General features: G+C 45.7%; 12 protein-coding genes. 6 read left to right on the top strand and 6 right to left on the bottom strand.

Annotated elements, in window-relative coordinates; all coding sequences use genetic code 11:
* Positions 1-19: 19 nt before the first annotated feature.
* The 5 genes from M2134_RS07540 to serS all read left to right on the top strand — a co-directional run bounded on the left by M2134_RS07540 (position 20) and on the right by serS (position 4,521).
* Positions 20-388, top strand: coding sequence for a VOC family protein (locus M2134_RS07540; RefSeq protein WP_280750114.1), 369 nt, complete (start codon positions 20-22; stop codon positions 386-388).
* 14 nt (positions 389-402) lie between these two features.
* Positions 403-1,269 carry an aminoglycoside phosphotransferase family protein gene (locus M2134_RS07535; RefSeq protein WP_280750113.1) on the top strand — a complete coding sequence of 289 codons (867 nt, stop codon included), beginning with the start codon at positions 403-405 and terminating at the stop codon, positions 1,267-1,269.
* Between the two features lie 249 nt (positions 1,270-1,518).
* Positions 1,519-2,571, top strand: a complete 1,053-nt coding sequence (rsgA, locus tag M2134_RS07530; RefSeq protein ID WP_280750112.1) for a ribosome small subunit-dependent GTPase A — start codon at positions 1,519-1,521, stop codon at positions 2,569-2,571.
* Positions 2,572-2,660: 89 nt separating this feature from the next.
* Positions 2,661-3,197, top strand: a complete 537-nt coding sequence (locus M2134_RS07525; RefSeq protein WP_280750111.1) for an NlpC/P60 family protein — start codon at positions 2,661-2,663, stop codon at positions 3,195-3,197.
* A gap of 52 nt (positions 3,198-3,249) precedes the next feature.
* A complete protein-coding gene (gene serS, locus M2134_RS07520) occupies positions 3,250-4,521 on the top strand; it encodes a serine--tRNA ligase (protein ID WP_280750110.1) in 1,272 nt (423 codons plus the stop codon).
* A 120-nt stretch (positions 4,522-4,641) separates the two neighbouring features.
* On the opposite strand, the gene M2134_RS07515 is transcribed toward serS, so the two are convergent.
* The 3 genes from M2134_RS07515 to M2134_RS07505 form a co-directional block, all read right to left on the bottom strand.
* Positions 4,642-5,619 (bottom strand): dihydroorotate dehydrogenase-like protein, encoded by a 978-nt coding sequence (locus tag M2134_RS07515; RefSeq protein WP_280750109.1) that lies wholly within the window; start codon positions 5,617-5,619, stop codon positions 4,642-4,644.
* A gap of 62 nt (positions 5,620-5,681) precedes the next feature.
* Entirely contained in the window at positions 5,682-6,350 is a 669-nt protein-coding gene (locus M2134_RS07510) for a YggS family pyridoxal phosphate-dependent enzyme (RefSeq protein WP_280750108.1), read from the bottom strand.
* A gap of 46 nt (positions 6,351-6,396) precedes the next feature.
* On the bottom strand, positions 6,397-6,882 hold the full coding sequence (locus M2134_RS07505; RefSeq protein WP_280750107.1) for a DUF4494 domain-containing protein: 486 nt from the start codon (positions 6,880-6,882) through the stop codon (positions 6,397-6,399).
* Positions 6,883-7,099: 217 nt separating this feature from the next.
* Here M2134_RS07505 and M2134_RS07500 point away from each other — a divergent pair, with 217 nt between their 5' ends.
* Positions 7,100-8,068 (top strand): hypothetical protein, encoded by a 969-nt coding sequence (locus tag M2134_RS07500; RefSeq protein WP_280750106.1) that lies wholly within the window; start codon positions 7,100-7,102, stop codon positions 8,066-8,068.
* Here M2134_RS07500 and M2134_RS07495 read toward each other — a convergent pair.
* The 3 genes from M2134_RS07495 to M2134_RS07485 all read right to left on the bottom strand — a co-directional run bounded on the left by M2134_RS07495 (position 8,063) and on the right by M2134_RS07485 (position 14,093).
* Positions 8,063-9,370, bottom strand: a complete 1,308-nt coding sequence (locus M2134_RS07495) for a Na+/H+ antiporter NhaC family protein (RefSeq protein ID WP_280750105.1) — start codon at positions 9,368-9,370, stop codon at positions 8,063-8,065. The genes M2134_RS07500 and M2134_RS07495 overlap by 6 nt on opposite strands.
* Before the next feature lie 8 nt (positions 9,371-9,378).
* Entirely contained in the window at positions 9,379-11,967 is a 2,589-nt protein-coding gene (locus tag M2134_RS07490; RefSeq protein ID WP_280750104.1) for a DUF5686 and carboxypeptidase-like regulatory domain-containing protein, read from the bottom strand.
* 224 nt (positions 11,968-12,191) lie between these two features.
* Positions 12,192-14,093, bottom strand: coding sequence for an AMP-binding protein (locus M2134_RS07485; protein ID WP_280750103.1), 1,902 nt, complete (start codon positions 14,091-14,093; stop codon positions 12,192-12,194).
* Between the last annotated feature and the right edge of the window lie 3 nt (positions 14,094-14,096).

The raw sequence follows: 14,096 nt of genomic DNA, 5'->3' as shown, positions 1-14,096 counted from the left end.
TCTTATATAAACAAACAATATGATCTCATCCATTATAGGCATAGCGTTTGATTGCCCGAACGCAAACGAACTTGCCGATTTTTACGTAAAATTATCGGGTTGGGAGAAGGAAATCTCCGGTGATGAATTTGCAGCTTTACGCACTCCACAAGGAATACTGCTTGTTTTTCAGACTGTAGAGAATTATATTCCCCCTGTATGGCCATGGAAAGAAAATGCCCAACAGCAGATGGCACATATCGACTTCAAGGTAGATGATTTACAGAAAGCCGTAGAATACGCTTTGCGGTGTGGCGCAAAAAAGGCAGAAGTACAATATTATAACACTTCAACCGTAATGCTCGACCCGGCAGGGCATCCGTTTTGTTTATCAACGGTTCAGCAATAGTATATGATGTTTGTATGAGTATAGAAAACGAACTAAAAATAGTAAAGCGATTAACGAGCGTTGATGAGAATAGAATTGAAGTCAATGAAACAGGCTGGACCAGTCGGGTCTATATCATTGACGGTGGAAGAATTGTGTTCAAATTTCCACGTAATGCCGAATACCAAGAGGAATGTAAACAAGAAATCGCCACACTCAAATTAATAAAAGAGCAAAATTTTAGTTTAAGCGTTCCTGTTTTGAATTGGGTGGCGGAGGATAACTCATTCTTTGGCTTTTATGGCGTGGAGGGTAAGCCTCTCGGAACAGTTATAGACGGATTGAACGAACATCAAAAAATCGAAATCGGTACACAATTAGGCGGGTTCTTAAAGCAACTTCACAGTATCAAAAACTACGGTGATATAAAGGCACAAACGCTTGAAGAGCAAGCTGAAGAATACCAAAATTGGTATCGAAGAGACAGAGATTTACTAAAAGACTTTTTTTCTGAACCGGAACTAAAAAAGATAGATGACTTTTTCATCTGCGAGGTGCCAAAATGTATGACAGGGACGGGTGATCTTGTTTTCTGTCATGGCGACTTAGATTACAACAATACTTTGATAAACGATGAAAATCGCGTAGGTGTTATTGATTTTGGTGATGCGAGGTTATATGACAGGTCGCAGGATTTTAGGGGGATGGATGACCACGTATTAAGAGAAGCTATGATTAAGGCATATAGCAGCGGGGAGGTAATAAGCAAAGAAGCGGCAGAGGCAACCTCTAAGATGATAGATGTGCTTAATATATTTTACTGTATTGAGCAGAGAGATTCAGTTGGCATAAATAATTACCTGGATCGAATAAAGTCAAAAATATCCCCATTCGTAATATAAGGTATCGCCTCCCGAATCTGCTTTTAAGGCGGATACAAAAAAATATCGTATCTTTGTCCTCCTATGACAATTACAAAGAAGGATTTGGTTTAGTAAACAATCTGTGCGTTCTGTACAGATTGTCCATTCGTTTGCTCTCGGATAACTCTTTTCGGGAGTGGTTTTCTATTAATATTATTTCAGTTTTAATTTGCGTACAATATGAGGGCATTGTAATGTCTTCTGTGTATGCAACTACACATTAATACAATGAACAACTTACAACTATACGGTTGGAGCGACGAACTATTCCAACAAAAACAACATTCTAATTTCAAAGACCTTTTGCACGGACGAGTAACAGTTACCCATAAAACCTGTTACGAAGTAGTTGCCGAAGAGGGATTCTATACCTGTGAACTGGCCGGGAATATGTTCTATGGTAAGAGTTCTTCCGAATATCCATGCACAGGCGACTGGGTTATTTTTCAGCCTATTGATATCGATAAAGGCATTATCCTCGACCTTTTACCACGACAAAAGACGCTTTATCGGCTGAAAAGCGGTACTGTCTCAGAAAGGCAGGCTATCGCTTCGTTTATCGACAAAGCCTTTATCGTGCAAAGCCTGGATGAGAACTTTAATGTCCGCCGGATTGAACGTTTCATATTGCAAACCGCAGACGAAGGTATTCAACCCGTATTGGTATTAACTAAAACGGATTTGAGTTTCAACCGGGAAGAAACAGAAAACGCCCTGAAACATATTTCCGATAAGACACCCGTTTTCTATACCAGCGTGGAAGCGGAGGAAAGTATCGCTCTACTTCGGACATTTATTTCTCCGGGAGAAACTATTGTCTTTACAGGCATGTCGGGTGTCGGGAAAAGTACCTTAATCAATGCTCTTTGCGGACAAGAAGTCTTGCAGACAGGTGTAATTAGTGATTCAACCGGGAAAGGCCGTCATACTTCAACCCGCTGGGAGATGGTCTTGATGGCAGATTCAGGTGTACTGATCGATACTCCGGGTGTAAAGCTCTTCGGTGTTACAAATGATAATACCGGTAACCTGTCAGAAATTTTGAATATATCAGATTATGAAGGTAAATGCCGGTTCAGCGACTGTCAGCACATCAGCGAGAAAGGATGTGCCGTAGTTGAAGCGGTAGAAAATGGTGAGATAGAGCGTGGTGTATATGAGAGTTACCTCAAACTCCGTCGGGAGGCCTGGCATTATACAGCTTCTGTACATGAGAAACGGAAGCAAGAGAGGTCATTTACCAAGATGGTAAAGAGCTCTTATAAGGACAAAAGAGAATAAATGTCTTCTGAGACGCAATTTCCGTTAGTGATTAAAAAGAAGCCTGTTCCGGACTACCATATCCGAAACAGGCTTCGTATCTTTGCTGTATGATACATACAGAAAGGCTGAAGCGGTGGTTGTTTTTTCTCTTTTTTGTTTTTTCATTCTTCTCTTGTGGAACGAAACAACAAAAGGTGGTGTTGCCGGCCGATTTTAAGGGACCGGCGGAGCTATCACGTTTATATGGGGTGCGCCTGACTCCGAATGATAATATTTTTCTTTATAACGAAGGATCGAAATGGCTGGGCGTGCCTCACCGTTCGGGCGGTCTGACCAAGAAAGGAGTCGACTGTTCTGGTTTGGTGACGAATATATACCGGGAGATTTATGGCAAACAGCTGTCGCGCTCATCGGCGGATATGTTGAAACACGATTGCCGAAAGGTGAGCCGCGATCGTTTGCAGGAGGGTGACCTGGTCTTTTTCCGGACAGATGGTAGCCGGAAGAAAACACCCAACCATGTGGGCATCTACCTGAAGAACGGCCGTTTCATTCATACCAGCAGCTCCCGGGGCGTCATGGTCAGTGCCTTGAGCGAGCCCTATTATGTGCGTACATTCATTACCGGGGGAAGGGTGAAATAATGAAATAATACCTATCTTTGTTCCCCAAAAATAATCAATCAAAAAAGACTATATGCTGACGCTTAAAGTTATTACAGAAAATACCGACGAAGTAATTCGCCGCCTGGCCCGTAAACATTTCGATGCCAAAGAGATCATAGACCAAGTGATTGCACTCAACGAGTTGCGCAAAAAAAGCCAGACAGAACTGGATAGTAATCTGGCAGAATTGAATCGCATCTCGAAATCGATCGGCGCCTTAATGAAAGAGGGAAAAAAAGAAGAGGCTGAAACAGCACGCGCTCAGGTGGGCACGATGAAAGAGGCCAATAAAGTTCTGGAAGAAACAAAAGCGAATGCGGAAAAGGAGATGCACGATTTGTTGGTGCAGATCCCGAATATGCCTCATGATTCGGTGCCTGAAGGAAAGGTAGCCGAAGATAATGTGATTGAAAAAACAGGCGGAGTCATGCCTGTATTAGGCGAAGATGCCTTGCCTCATTGGGAATTGGCGAAGAAATATGATCTGATTGACTTCGAACTGGGCGTTAAGATTGCCGGTGCCGGATTCCCTGTCTATAAAGGGATGGGTAGCCGTTTGCAGCGTGCGCTCATCAATTTCTTCTTAGATAATGCACGCGAAGCGGGCTATCTGGAGATACAACCACCCTATGTGGTAAATGCCGATTCCGGTTATGGGACAGGACAATTGCCCGACAAAGAGGGACAGATGTATCATGCCACTGTCGATGATCTTTACCTGATCCCGACAGCTGAAGTGCCGGTTACTAATATCTACCGCGATGTGATCCTGAATGAAACCGACCTGCCGGTGAAAAACACCGCCTATTCAGCCTGTTTCCGTCGTGAGGCGGGCTCTTACGGCAAGGATGTGCGTGGATTGAACCGCTTGCACCAATTCGATAAAGTAGAGATTGTACGCATTGACAAACCGGAACATTCCTATGAATCATTGCAGGAGATGGTTGCTTATGTAGAGTCTTTGGTGACTAAATTGGAACTTCCCTGGCGGATCCTGCGCCTTTGCGGAGGGGATATGAGCTTTACGTCAGCCTTAACCTTCGACTTCGAGGTCTATTCGGTGGCACAACAGCGTTGGCTGGAGGTGAGCTCTGTTTCTAACTTTGAAAGCTATCAGGCAAACCGCCTGAAGTGTCGCTATCGCAACGCGGATAAAAAGATGGAACTTTGTCATACGCTGAACGGTAGTGCGTTGGCTCTGCCGCGTATCGTAGCCGCCCTGCTTGAAAACAATCAAACACCGGAAGGCATCCGTATACCCAAAGCTTTGGTGCCTTATACCGGTTTCGATATGATAAAATAAGAACGATCGCTTATTGCGATTGCCTTGTGTGTTGACCGCTTGAGAGATACACATAAAAAAGATCACGCTATTTTCTAAATGGAGAATAGCGTGATCTTTTTTTTATATACCTTCAATAAGTCAATCCCTATTGGAGAAGTATTTCATAAACTGCGAACGTTCGTACATCGCCGGATTCTTGATGTTTGCGTAATTGAGCAAGCCGGTGAATTGTGATATCGACTCGTAATTGGCATGCTGCATCCATTCTTCCAGGCTACGAAGTATTTGTGTGATGATTTCCGGCCCATGCGTATAAAGCGCGCTGCATATCTGCACGGCGTCGGCACCTGCCAGGATACATTTTACAACATCTTCCCACTCTTGAATACCAGTGGATGAAGCAATGCTAATGCCCGGAATCAATCCGGAAACAATCGCTGTCCAACGAAGCGTGTCGCTTAGGTCGGAGTGATGGCTGAATACATTGCCGGAAACGATCTGCTGCGAATTGATATCGATATCAGGTTGATAGAAGCGGTTGAACAGTACGATGCCATCAGCGCCATTCACCTTCAAGGTGTTAATAGCCGAAGGAATGTTACTGAAATACTTCCCTAATTTGATTGTCACCGGAATGCGCACCGCCTCTTTTACCTTGCGGATAATGTTGATATACATATCCCGTGTTGCTTCAAAATCATATTGAAGCGAGGTCTCCATATAGAATATGTTTAATTCTAACGCGTCCGCGCCGGCCAGTTCGATCTGTTGAGCAAACTCAATCCAGGAGCCTGCCTTATAGCAGTTGATGCTGGCTATGATCGGAATCGTGCAGGTGTCTTTGGCCGCCTTAATCATATCCAGGTATTTATTCACCTGGTTGGCTTTCACATATTGGTGGATATAATCCATTGCTTCCGGATAATCGGTCTCCTGAAGCAGTGAGTTGCCATGCATCTCTATCTGTTCTTCAAAAAGAGATTTCAGTACAATAGCGGCAGCTCCCGCTTTTTCAAACTCTTTGTTGCGTTCTGCTTTGATGGTCAACCCGGAACTTCCTACTATGATCGGGTTGCGCAAGGCAAGCCCTGCGTATTGTGTTTTCATGTCTGTCATATTGTTTCTTGTTTATATTAGTAAAACAAAGATAGCTATTAATTTTGTTGTCGGAAATTATGTTAATAATTACGTGCCCCGAAAATAAATGTTCCGACGCGGATCAGGGTACTACCTTCCTCTATGGCAATCGGATAATCGTGACTCATGCCCATCGATATCTCTTTGAAAGAATCCTCTTCCGCAAAAAAACGTTGTTTGATGTCGTTGAATATCCGGTGCAATGTATGAAATTCTTTTCGAATAAGCGCCTTGTCGTCGGTATCTGTGGCCATGCCCATGATGCCGGCTATACGGATAAAGGGATATGATCCCGCTTTCCAATGTTCCAGCAACTCGATACATTCCTCCGGACTCAGTCCATGCTTTGTCTCTTCCTGAGCTACATGTATCTCCAATAGCAGGCGGATTATCCGTTGGTGTTTGGATGCTTGTTTGTGTATCTCATCCAGTAGTTTCACGGAGTCTACGCTGTGGATCGTATGAATAAAAGGGGCAATATCTTTTACTTTATTGCGCTGAAGGGTGCCAATGAAGTGCCATTCGATATCGTTAGGCAATTCCGGTTGTTTGATTTTCAGTTCCTGCACACGGCTTTCCCCAAAAATGCGTTGTCCGGCATCATAGGCTTCCCGGATCGATTCCGATGGATGAAATTTTGATACAGCCACCAATTCCACCCCGTCGGGTAGGGAAGAGCGGAGCTGTTGTACTCGTTGAGCAATACACATACCTTGTTACACCTTGTGTGAATAAAACCGAAGGCAATACTTCGATTTACGCTTTTTCTTCTGCTAATAATTCTTCGTCGGACTTGGGAGCTGACGGGATATGAGCCGCGCTGAACTGAAACACATCCATGATCTGCGTTTCTGAAACGGAGGCGATCACATAATCTGCCATCGTGTTTTTCATGCCCTCTTCCAATACGGTGATAGCCTCCTTCAATGTAGACGCCTGTGCCAGCATATTTGCTGAAGTTTTCTTCTCCGCTCCACTCTTTTCGTCGAGGGTGATAAATTGTACCTTGATACGGTAGAAGCGATCGCCGGCTTCGTTGAAAAAGAGCTCCGAAAGGCGAGCGCGTTTGATGTCGGAGATCACAAATTCGCCGGTGATATAAGGGCGAATCTCTTCGATAATACGTGCTTCCGCTTCTGTAAACGAAAGGGCATCAACCAAGTAAGGTTCTGTTACTCGCTTTTGCATTCCGTTCTCCATCAATTTATCATAGGCTACTTTACATTCAAACCAGTTTGTCATAATTCGTTTATTTTAATCTGTTTTTATTTGTATGAAATAATAGGCAAAGATAGGCTCAAATGAAGAATTAAACAACCGAATTCATACTTTCTTCCCATGCGTTTTTGATAAAATAACTTTGCCCGGTGAGTGAAGCAAAGTGTGAAGAAAACCATAGGGTTTATAGAAATAATGGGTATATTTGTAGGTGTTAAAAACCCTCATATTGCGTAAGAAGATGAATAAACTGTTGATCCAGGAAAATATATTGCAGGTTATCAAAGAGAAAGTACCCAATAAGACCATATTGGTTAATATATTGGTTGAGCTGTTGAATATCGAAAAAGAGGCTGTATACCGTCGGATTCGTGGGGAGGTGGCTTTCTCGTTTGCCGAAGTAGCCCTTATCGTGAAAAAATTTGATATCTCGTTAGACGGCATCATCAGCAATACGATTTCCTCAAAAAGCCGTCCCTTTCAGTTGAAAATGATCAATCATTTTAATCCGAATGAGGTCGATTACGCCATGATGAAGCAATATAATGGTATTCTTCAGGATGCTGTCGATGATCCTACTTCGGAATTAGTCGATTGTACATCCGTCTTTCCCATGCAATTGCTGAGCGGTTACCAATACCTGGAGCGGTTGCAGCTATTGAAAAATATCTATGAATCCGGACAAACCAATATGGTAAAGACGTTTGAAGAGGTGTTTTTCAACGAGCGAATGAGGGCGTTGGTCGACGAATGCAGTCGTTTGACACGAAAGATCAAGGATGCCTATTATATTTTTGATCCGTTGATTTTCCAATATTGGGTGAACGACATTATCTATTTCAGGAATATCGATCTGATTAACGAAGAGGAGGTGCGTTGTCTGAAAAAAGAGATGGAGCAATTCCTTTTCAACCTGGAGAAATCCGCCACCTTGGGCATAGACAAAGAAACGGGAAACAACCTTCATTTCTATATCGCAAGCATCAACTTCAATGTGAGTATGTGTTCGCTAAAGCTGAACGATTATCGCATCAGTCTGATAAAAACCTTTGTGTTCAACAATTTTACCTCTTTGGATATCGAGTCGTACGACCTTGTTAAGCAACGAACTAACTCGATGTTTCGCTCCTCTACATTGATCTCTGTCAGCGGGGAAAGACAACGGAAGATATACTTCGACCGACAGCGGGAGATTATCAACGTCTTATGATCGGCTGTACTTGCGGGGGTATTGAAACAGAATCGCCAATATCCCGCCTATCCCCAACAGATACGGATAATAGAGGTATTGCATAATCTCGATAGGGGAGACGCTGCTAAGCCCGGCAGCCATCAATAGTTGGGCACCATAGGGCAATATGCCCTGAATAAAACAGGAGAACATATCCAACAGGCTCGCGCTCCGGCGCGGATCGACATGGAAGCGATCGGCAATGTCTTTGGCCAACGGGCCGGACATTACGAGAGCTATTGTATTATTTGCGGTACAGAGATTTGCAAAACTCACCAACGCGGCAATACTGCCTTCAGCGCTTTTGGTCGAATGGATGCGCGAGGTGAGCTTCTGCATAAGCCAATCGATTCCGCCGTTATAACGAATCATCTCCAGCATACCTCCGGCCAATAGGGTGACGATAATCAGTTCGCCCATCCCGTTGATGCCATCGCCCATCGCTCCGGTCCATCCCCAGAAATCAAATCCGCCGGTCCATAGTCCGATAAGCCCTGAAAACAGGATGCCGATAAAGAGCACCACAATCACATTCACCCCGCAAATGGCAACCACCAGCACAATCAGGTAGGGAATTACCTTCACCCATTCAATCGTTTCCGGCACGTAATAGCTTTCCATGCCCCATCCTTTCAATAGGTAGAGTCCTCCGGCGATGAGCGCGATCGGCAGGGCGATGCGTATGTTTACTTTGAACTTATCACTCATCTCGCATCCTTGCGTGCGGGTGGCTACGATGGTGGTATCGGAGATAAACGAGAGGTTATCACCAAACATAGCGCCACTCACGACTACACCCAGCATAAACGCTTCGGGCATACCTGCCTTGGCGGCAATGCCTACGGCCACCGGTGCCAAGGCAACAATGGTACCGACGGAGGTGCCTACCGAGAGGGAAATGAAACAGGCAGCGATAAAGATCCCGACAGCCAATAGATTGGAGGGTAATAGCGCCATGGTGAGATTGACAGTGGCGTCGATGGCGCCCATCGATTTGGCCGTTTGCGCAAAGGCACCTGCCAGGATGAAGATAAGCACCATCAATATGATGTTGCTATTGGCGGCTCCCCGGCAGAATTGCTCCACCCGGTTGGCAAATTTTCCGCCTTTCGACATAACAATCGCCACCGCCGAAGCAATCACAAAGGCTACGGTGATCGGCATCTTATAGAAATCACCGGCTATCACCGACACTACAAGGTAGGTGACAAGGAATACGCCCAACGGGATCAGTGCCCACGGATTGGGTGTATGCCGGATATGTTTGTCTATTTTCTCCATGATCTCTCTTAGAACGTGAATCGAAGCGCTATCCGGAAACCTCCTTTGTGTACATTCGGTTCATTCAGATAAGTGAGTCGTCTGTAATAATCAACGCGTAAAATTTTGAGTATATTGTCTATGCCGACACTGGCTTCCAGGTAAGGCTTCGAGCCTAAAGGACGTGTTTCGTCGGGCAGTTGGAAGAGTCCGGTGGGGTTGATCAACGGATTGTTCTTGTCGGTCAAGCCTCCGTAGATACCGCTAATGGAGACCACCTCGCGTAGTTTCAGCCATTTGATAACCGGGATCCGATTGAATATCCAGCCTTTCAGGTAATAGGTCACATAGAAGGCGGCATATTGATCGGTTACGAATTCCAAGGCGTTCATCATATTGAATGCTTCGGGTTGTATGGTAAGCGACTGGTTGGTGTTCGGCATGATCAACAAAGGGAAAGGCACTTTGTTCCAGAGCTTCCCGGCTTTCACCTTGGCATCGATATGTCCGAAAGAAGAGAGCCAGATTCGCTTTTCGGCACTTAGTTCCGTGTGGTGATAGTTATAGTCGCCTCCTAAGAAATCCTTTATGCCGATCTGATGGGAAAGCGTGAGGACGGGAGCGTCTTTTGCCAGTTTGAAGGCTGATTCTTTCCCTGAGCGGTTGTTGTAAGCCTTCTCGCCCGGGGCAAAGCGCAACTGTAGTCCTACTTCCGAGGTGGTGATATCGTGGATGTTCCGCAACAGACCGTTTGTCGCATATTCATTATACCGCAGCGTTCCGGCAGCTTCCTTATTCTTGTTTTGTATCCAGGTTTTTATCCGAAGCCCGTTCAGCCACTCTTTCTCATATTGAAGCATCGAAAGGCGGGTATATTCCATTTTGGTGATGGGCTCACCTACTTTCCAGGCGACAAACATATTGTCTTTGCTGGTAAACAGGAAGTCCTGCCCCGGGGTATATACATCGTACTCCTGAACGAACGACAGGTTGTTGAGCGGGCGTTCTAACTCGTGGTATGTCTTGTTGTTGAAGCTATGTGTTAGGGTTAGGTTATATTTGAATCTTCTGTCGTTCATCCCATACGCCAGATATCCGCGGGCAAACCAGCGTGGGTGCAGATTGGCTGTGGTCATCCCTCCTACACGGACACGGAATCCTTCCAGTCGGTTAGAGCTAAAGGTGGTATTCATGGGGCCGAAGTCGAACAGACTCTCTTTTTTGTCCGGCTTGGTGGGTATATATCCGCTAACCAATACTTCAATAGTTTTTACCAATACGTTGAATACCGGTACTTTGTAGAATTCTTCCAAGAGGTCTGTCAACGCGTTTTCTTGTTCGCGCAGCGGCGTATGCCGGTTGTTCACCCAGAAGGTGTCGGGACGAAGAGCCGCCTGTGGCAGGCTATGGATCGATCCCAGTAGGCCAAACACCGAATCGGCATCGGCAGGGGCAAAATCATATTTATCAAAGTGTCGGTAGTTATGGGCGTAGAGCTGCTGCGCTCCTTTGATCGCATAGAAGTTGATATAAGTGTTCTCTTCCGCCAACACCCAGGTCTGGTCGGACGCCCGTTCAAACTCCTGTTCGATCTGCAGGAAATCCACCCAGTTCAGGTTGATATGGCGAGGTACGTTCAGTAGGCATTTTTTGACAGAGTAATTCCCGTCCAGCGTGATATAGAGTCTGCCGGTGAAGCCATAGCTCTCGCTATTGACAGGCACGAACGCCAGATCGACACAGCGGTCGCCCCGGATGTCAAGCGTATCCATGATGTAATACTGATAATAGGATACGCCCAGGGTAGAGGAGAGGGGGCTGACAAAACGATTGAGTAATAATTCGATATTATTATCGAAAATATTGACTCCTTTGATCAGCTCCTCCAGGTTAGCCGTCAGTGTACCATTGTCATCGATGGTCTGATCTACTCCTTCTACGCGCTGTCCCTTGGTGATCAGCTTCTCCGAACGGGGGCTTTTCCGATAGTATTGATCGGATATATTTTCGCGAACCGACAGGGTGAGAATAGGCTTTCCGGTAATAACGGAGGTGTCGACATAGTTCTTTACAAAATTGAACTTCTTCCAAAAAATGTTTTTCTCCATATTCGGATCGAAATCATCCAGGGCCAAGGCGAGCTTCTCATAGACCTCAACCTTATAATTCTCTTTCGATTCAATCTGATTCTGGTCTTTGTTTTGGATCACTTGGCGGATAAGCTCGACGGCCGGATTATCCTTGCGTGAATACCTTTCCCGTTTCGGACGAACAGTTACCTCTTCTATTTCATACGAAGTGGGATGGAGGAGTATATTCAGTGTTTCGCTATTTCTCCCCTGGGGTAGGGCGAGCTTTTGGGTCTGGTAGCCCAGTGAGCTGATCACCAGGGTGGTTTGATCGCCGGTGGTTTGCAGGCTGAAGGCGCCGTTGTCGTCGGTCATAATGCCGGTCGTCGTGCCTTCAAACAGGACGGAAGCAAACGATACAGGCTCTTTGGTGATGGCGTCTTTTACGGTTCCGGCAGCTTTGGTTACCGTTTGTGCAAATAGGGCGGTGCCTGTTGCCACCAGTAATATCAAAATAATCAACCTCCGTATATGAAACCTATTCTTCATGCCTCCTTTTCATCAAATCTATTACGCCCGCAAAGGTACATTATTTACCTGATACTGTCGCTTATATGATGCTATTTAGGCTAAAGTAATCCGTGTTTTGACGAATCAGATTCTTTAGTCGATGATATGAGGGCACACAGATGACGCAGACTAAAGCGCAGATGACCGCAGATGATTTTTTATAAAAATAAAGTATCTGCGGTCATCTACGTGCTATTTCATAGCTATAAAGAGGCCAGATTCTTTTCGTTCTGCGGATTTTTTCCATCCGGGGTATAGAGATGCTCCAGGCGGTCGGCATACAGTTTCTCTACCTTGCCACGAACAATTTTTAGTGAGCTATTCACCAGCCCGTTTTGTTCGGTGAAGGGTTCCGGAAGCACGGCAAAGCTGGCTGGCAACCAACGCTCCGGGAACATATACGATAGGTCGCCCCCTTTGCGGAAACGGTCTATCTGTTTCTGTATAATCGTGATGGCGGCAGCCTTTCCTTCTGCTGTTTCTAAGGATAGATTCTGATGAGATAACTCTCTCTTTAATACCTCTTTATTCGGAACGATTAAAGCAACTGTATAAAGGTCCTGGTTGTTGTGTAACACGATCTGATCGATGGCCGAAGAGTGTTCTACCATCGCCTCTTCGATGCCTTCAGGGCTGTATTTCTCTCCGTCGCTACCAATCAGGAGGCTCTTAAAGCGCCCTAAGACATAGAGCAGGCCATCTTTCCCCATATAGCCCATATCTCCTGTATATAACCAACCGTTTTTGATTGTCTCCGCCGTCGATTCCGGGTTTTTCCAGTAGCCGGCCATGACATTTTCGCCTTTCACGACCATTTCGCCCTTTTCGCCCAAGGGAAGCTCTTTGCCATCCATATCGCATATCTTCATTTCCAGCGGCTGCACCAATACCCCGCTACTGCCGAAGCGATAACGACGTGGTCCGTTGGTGGAGATCACCGGGGTAGCCTCACTCAAGCCATAGCCCTGATACATCGGGATGCCGATCGCGTAATAGAACTTCTGCAGGTCTTTATCCAACAGCGCGCCGCCACCAACAAAGAAACGCATCTCCCCTCCGAAGTTCTCACGCACTTTCCGGAAAATCACCCGGTCGTAGAGGGCTACTAACGGCTTCAAGATGAAGCGCCAGCCGCGTCCATGCTCGCTATCGCTATCACCGTAGTAGTTGATAGCGGTTTTGAGTCCCGACTCAAACAGGCTGGTCACCAATTTGCCTTGTGCGCGGATGCCCTGTTCGATGTTCTTCTTGAAGTTCTTAGCCAGCGCAGGCACACTCAGGATCAGGTAGGGTTTTACCTCTTTGATGTTAATTGGGATATTTTTCAATGTCTCAATACCTGTTTTGCCGTTTTGCACCGTCGCCACGCTGGCTCCTTTCGACATGAAGATGTAGAAGCCCACCACATGAGCAAAGCAGTGGTCGAGCGGAAGAATAATCAAGGTGCGCCAACTGCTATCGATATCCATACAGGTCAACGACTGCTCGACATTGGCCGTATAATTGCGATGCGTCAGGATGACACCCTTTGGATCGGCAGTTGTACCGGAGGTGTAAGTAATCGTTGCAAGATCATCATTCTGAAGCGATTGGCTAATAGAAAGAAACTCTTCCATCGGGTGTTCTTTCAACCATTTTTTACCCATCTCGCTCACCTCGCGCAGGGTGATCTCTTTCTCTTCGTATATCTCCTGCTCATCGAACACAATGATCTTTTTTACCAGAGGCAGTTGATCGATAATGGCTCGTATCTTTTTCAGTTGCGTGCCTGAAACCATGATATATTTCACTTCCGCGTGAATAAGGCGGAAGAGTAGATCGTTTGCCTCTTCCAGCTTGATAGAGAGGGGGACATTGGTGGCACCTGCGTAAAACATCGATAATTCACCGATAATCCAGGCGTTACGCCCTTCGCTTAATAAGGCCATATTATCGCCCTTCTTCACCCCCAAGGCGATCAGGCCGGCTCCCAGGTCATAAACCTGCTCTTTTACTTCTGTGTAAGTAGTGGGTTCAAACTTGTCTTTTGTTTTCTCCAACAAAAATGTGTTGTTCGGATATTGAGCTACCGAACCTTCAAACAGGTCTACTAATGTTTTTTTCATGAT

This window comes from Parabacteroides sp. PM6-13 (assembly GCF_029892605.1).
Classification (GTDB): domain Bacteria; phylum Bacteroidota; class Bacteroidia; order Bacteroidales; family Tannerellaceae; genus QVMG01.
Note: the sequence above shows the minus strand (reverse complement) of the source record. Positions and strands in the feature narration are given on the sequence as shown.

Bases quoted from the DNA above. Each gene is read 5' to 3' on its own strand.
- M2134_RS07495 (WP_280750105.1), bottom strand. From the start codon at position 9,370: ATGGAGAAAATAGACAAACATATCCGGCATACACCCAATCCGTGGGCA.
- M2134_RS07535 (WP_280750113.1), top strand. From the start codon at position 403: ATGAGTATAGAAAACGAACTAAAAATAGTAAAGCGATTAACGAGCGTT.
- serS (WP_280750110.1), top strand. From the start codon at position 3,250: ATGCTGACGCTTAAAGTTATTACAGAAAATACCGACGAAGTAATTCGC.
- M2134_RS07510 (WP_280750108.1), bottom strand. From the start codon at position 6,350: ATGTGTATTGCTCAACGAGTACAACAGCTCCGCTCTTCCCTACCCGAC.
- M2134_RS07525 (WP_280750111.1), top strand. From the start codon at position 2,661: ATGATACATACAGAAAGGCTGAAGCGGTGGTTGTTTTTTCTCTTTTTT.
- M2134_RS07505 (WP_280750107.1), bottom strand. From the start codon at position 6,882: ATGACAAACTGGTTTGAATGTAAAGTAGCCTATGATAAATTGATGGAG.
- M2134_RS07500 (WP_280750106.1), top strand. From the start codon at position 7,100: ATGAATAAACTGTTGATCCAGGAAAATATATTGCAGGTTATCAAAGAG.
- M2134_RS07485 (WP_280750103.1), bottom strand. From the start codon at position 14,093: ATGAAAAAAACATTAGTAGACCTGTTTGAAGGTTCGGTAGCTCAATAT.
- M2134_RS07540 (WP_280750114.1), top strand. From the start codon at position 20: ATGATCTCATCCATTATAGGCATAGCGTTTGATTGCCCGAACGCAAAC.
- M2134_RS07515 (WP_280750109.1), bottom strand. From the start codon at position 5,619: ATGACAGACATGAAAACACAATACGCAGGGCTTGCCTTGCGCAACCCG.
- M2134_RS07490 (WP_280750104.1), bottom strand. From the start codon at position 11,967: ATGAAGAATAGGTTTCATATACGGAGGTTGATTATTTTGATATTACTG.
- rsgA (WP_280750112.1), top strand. From the start codon at position 1,519: ATGAACAACTTACAACTATACGGTTGGAGCGACGAACTATTCCAACAA.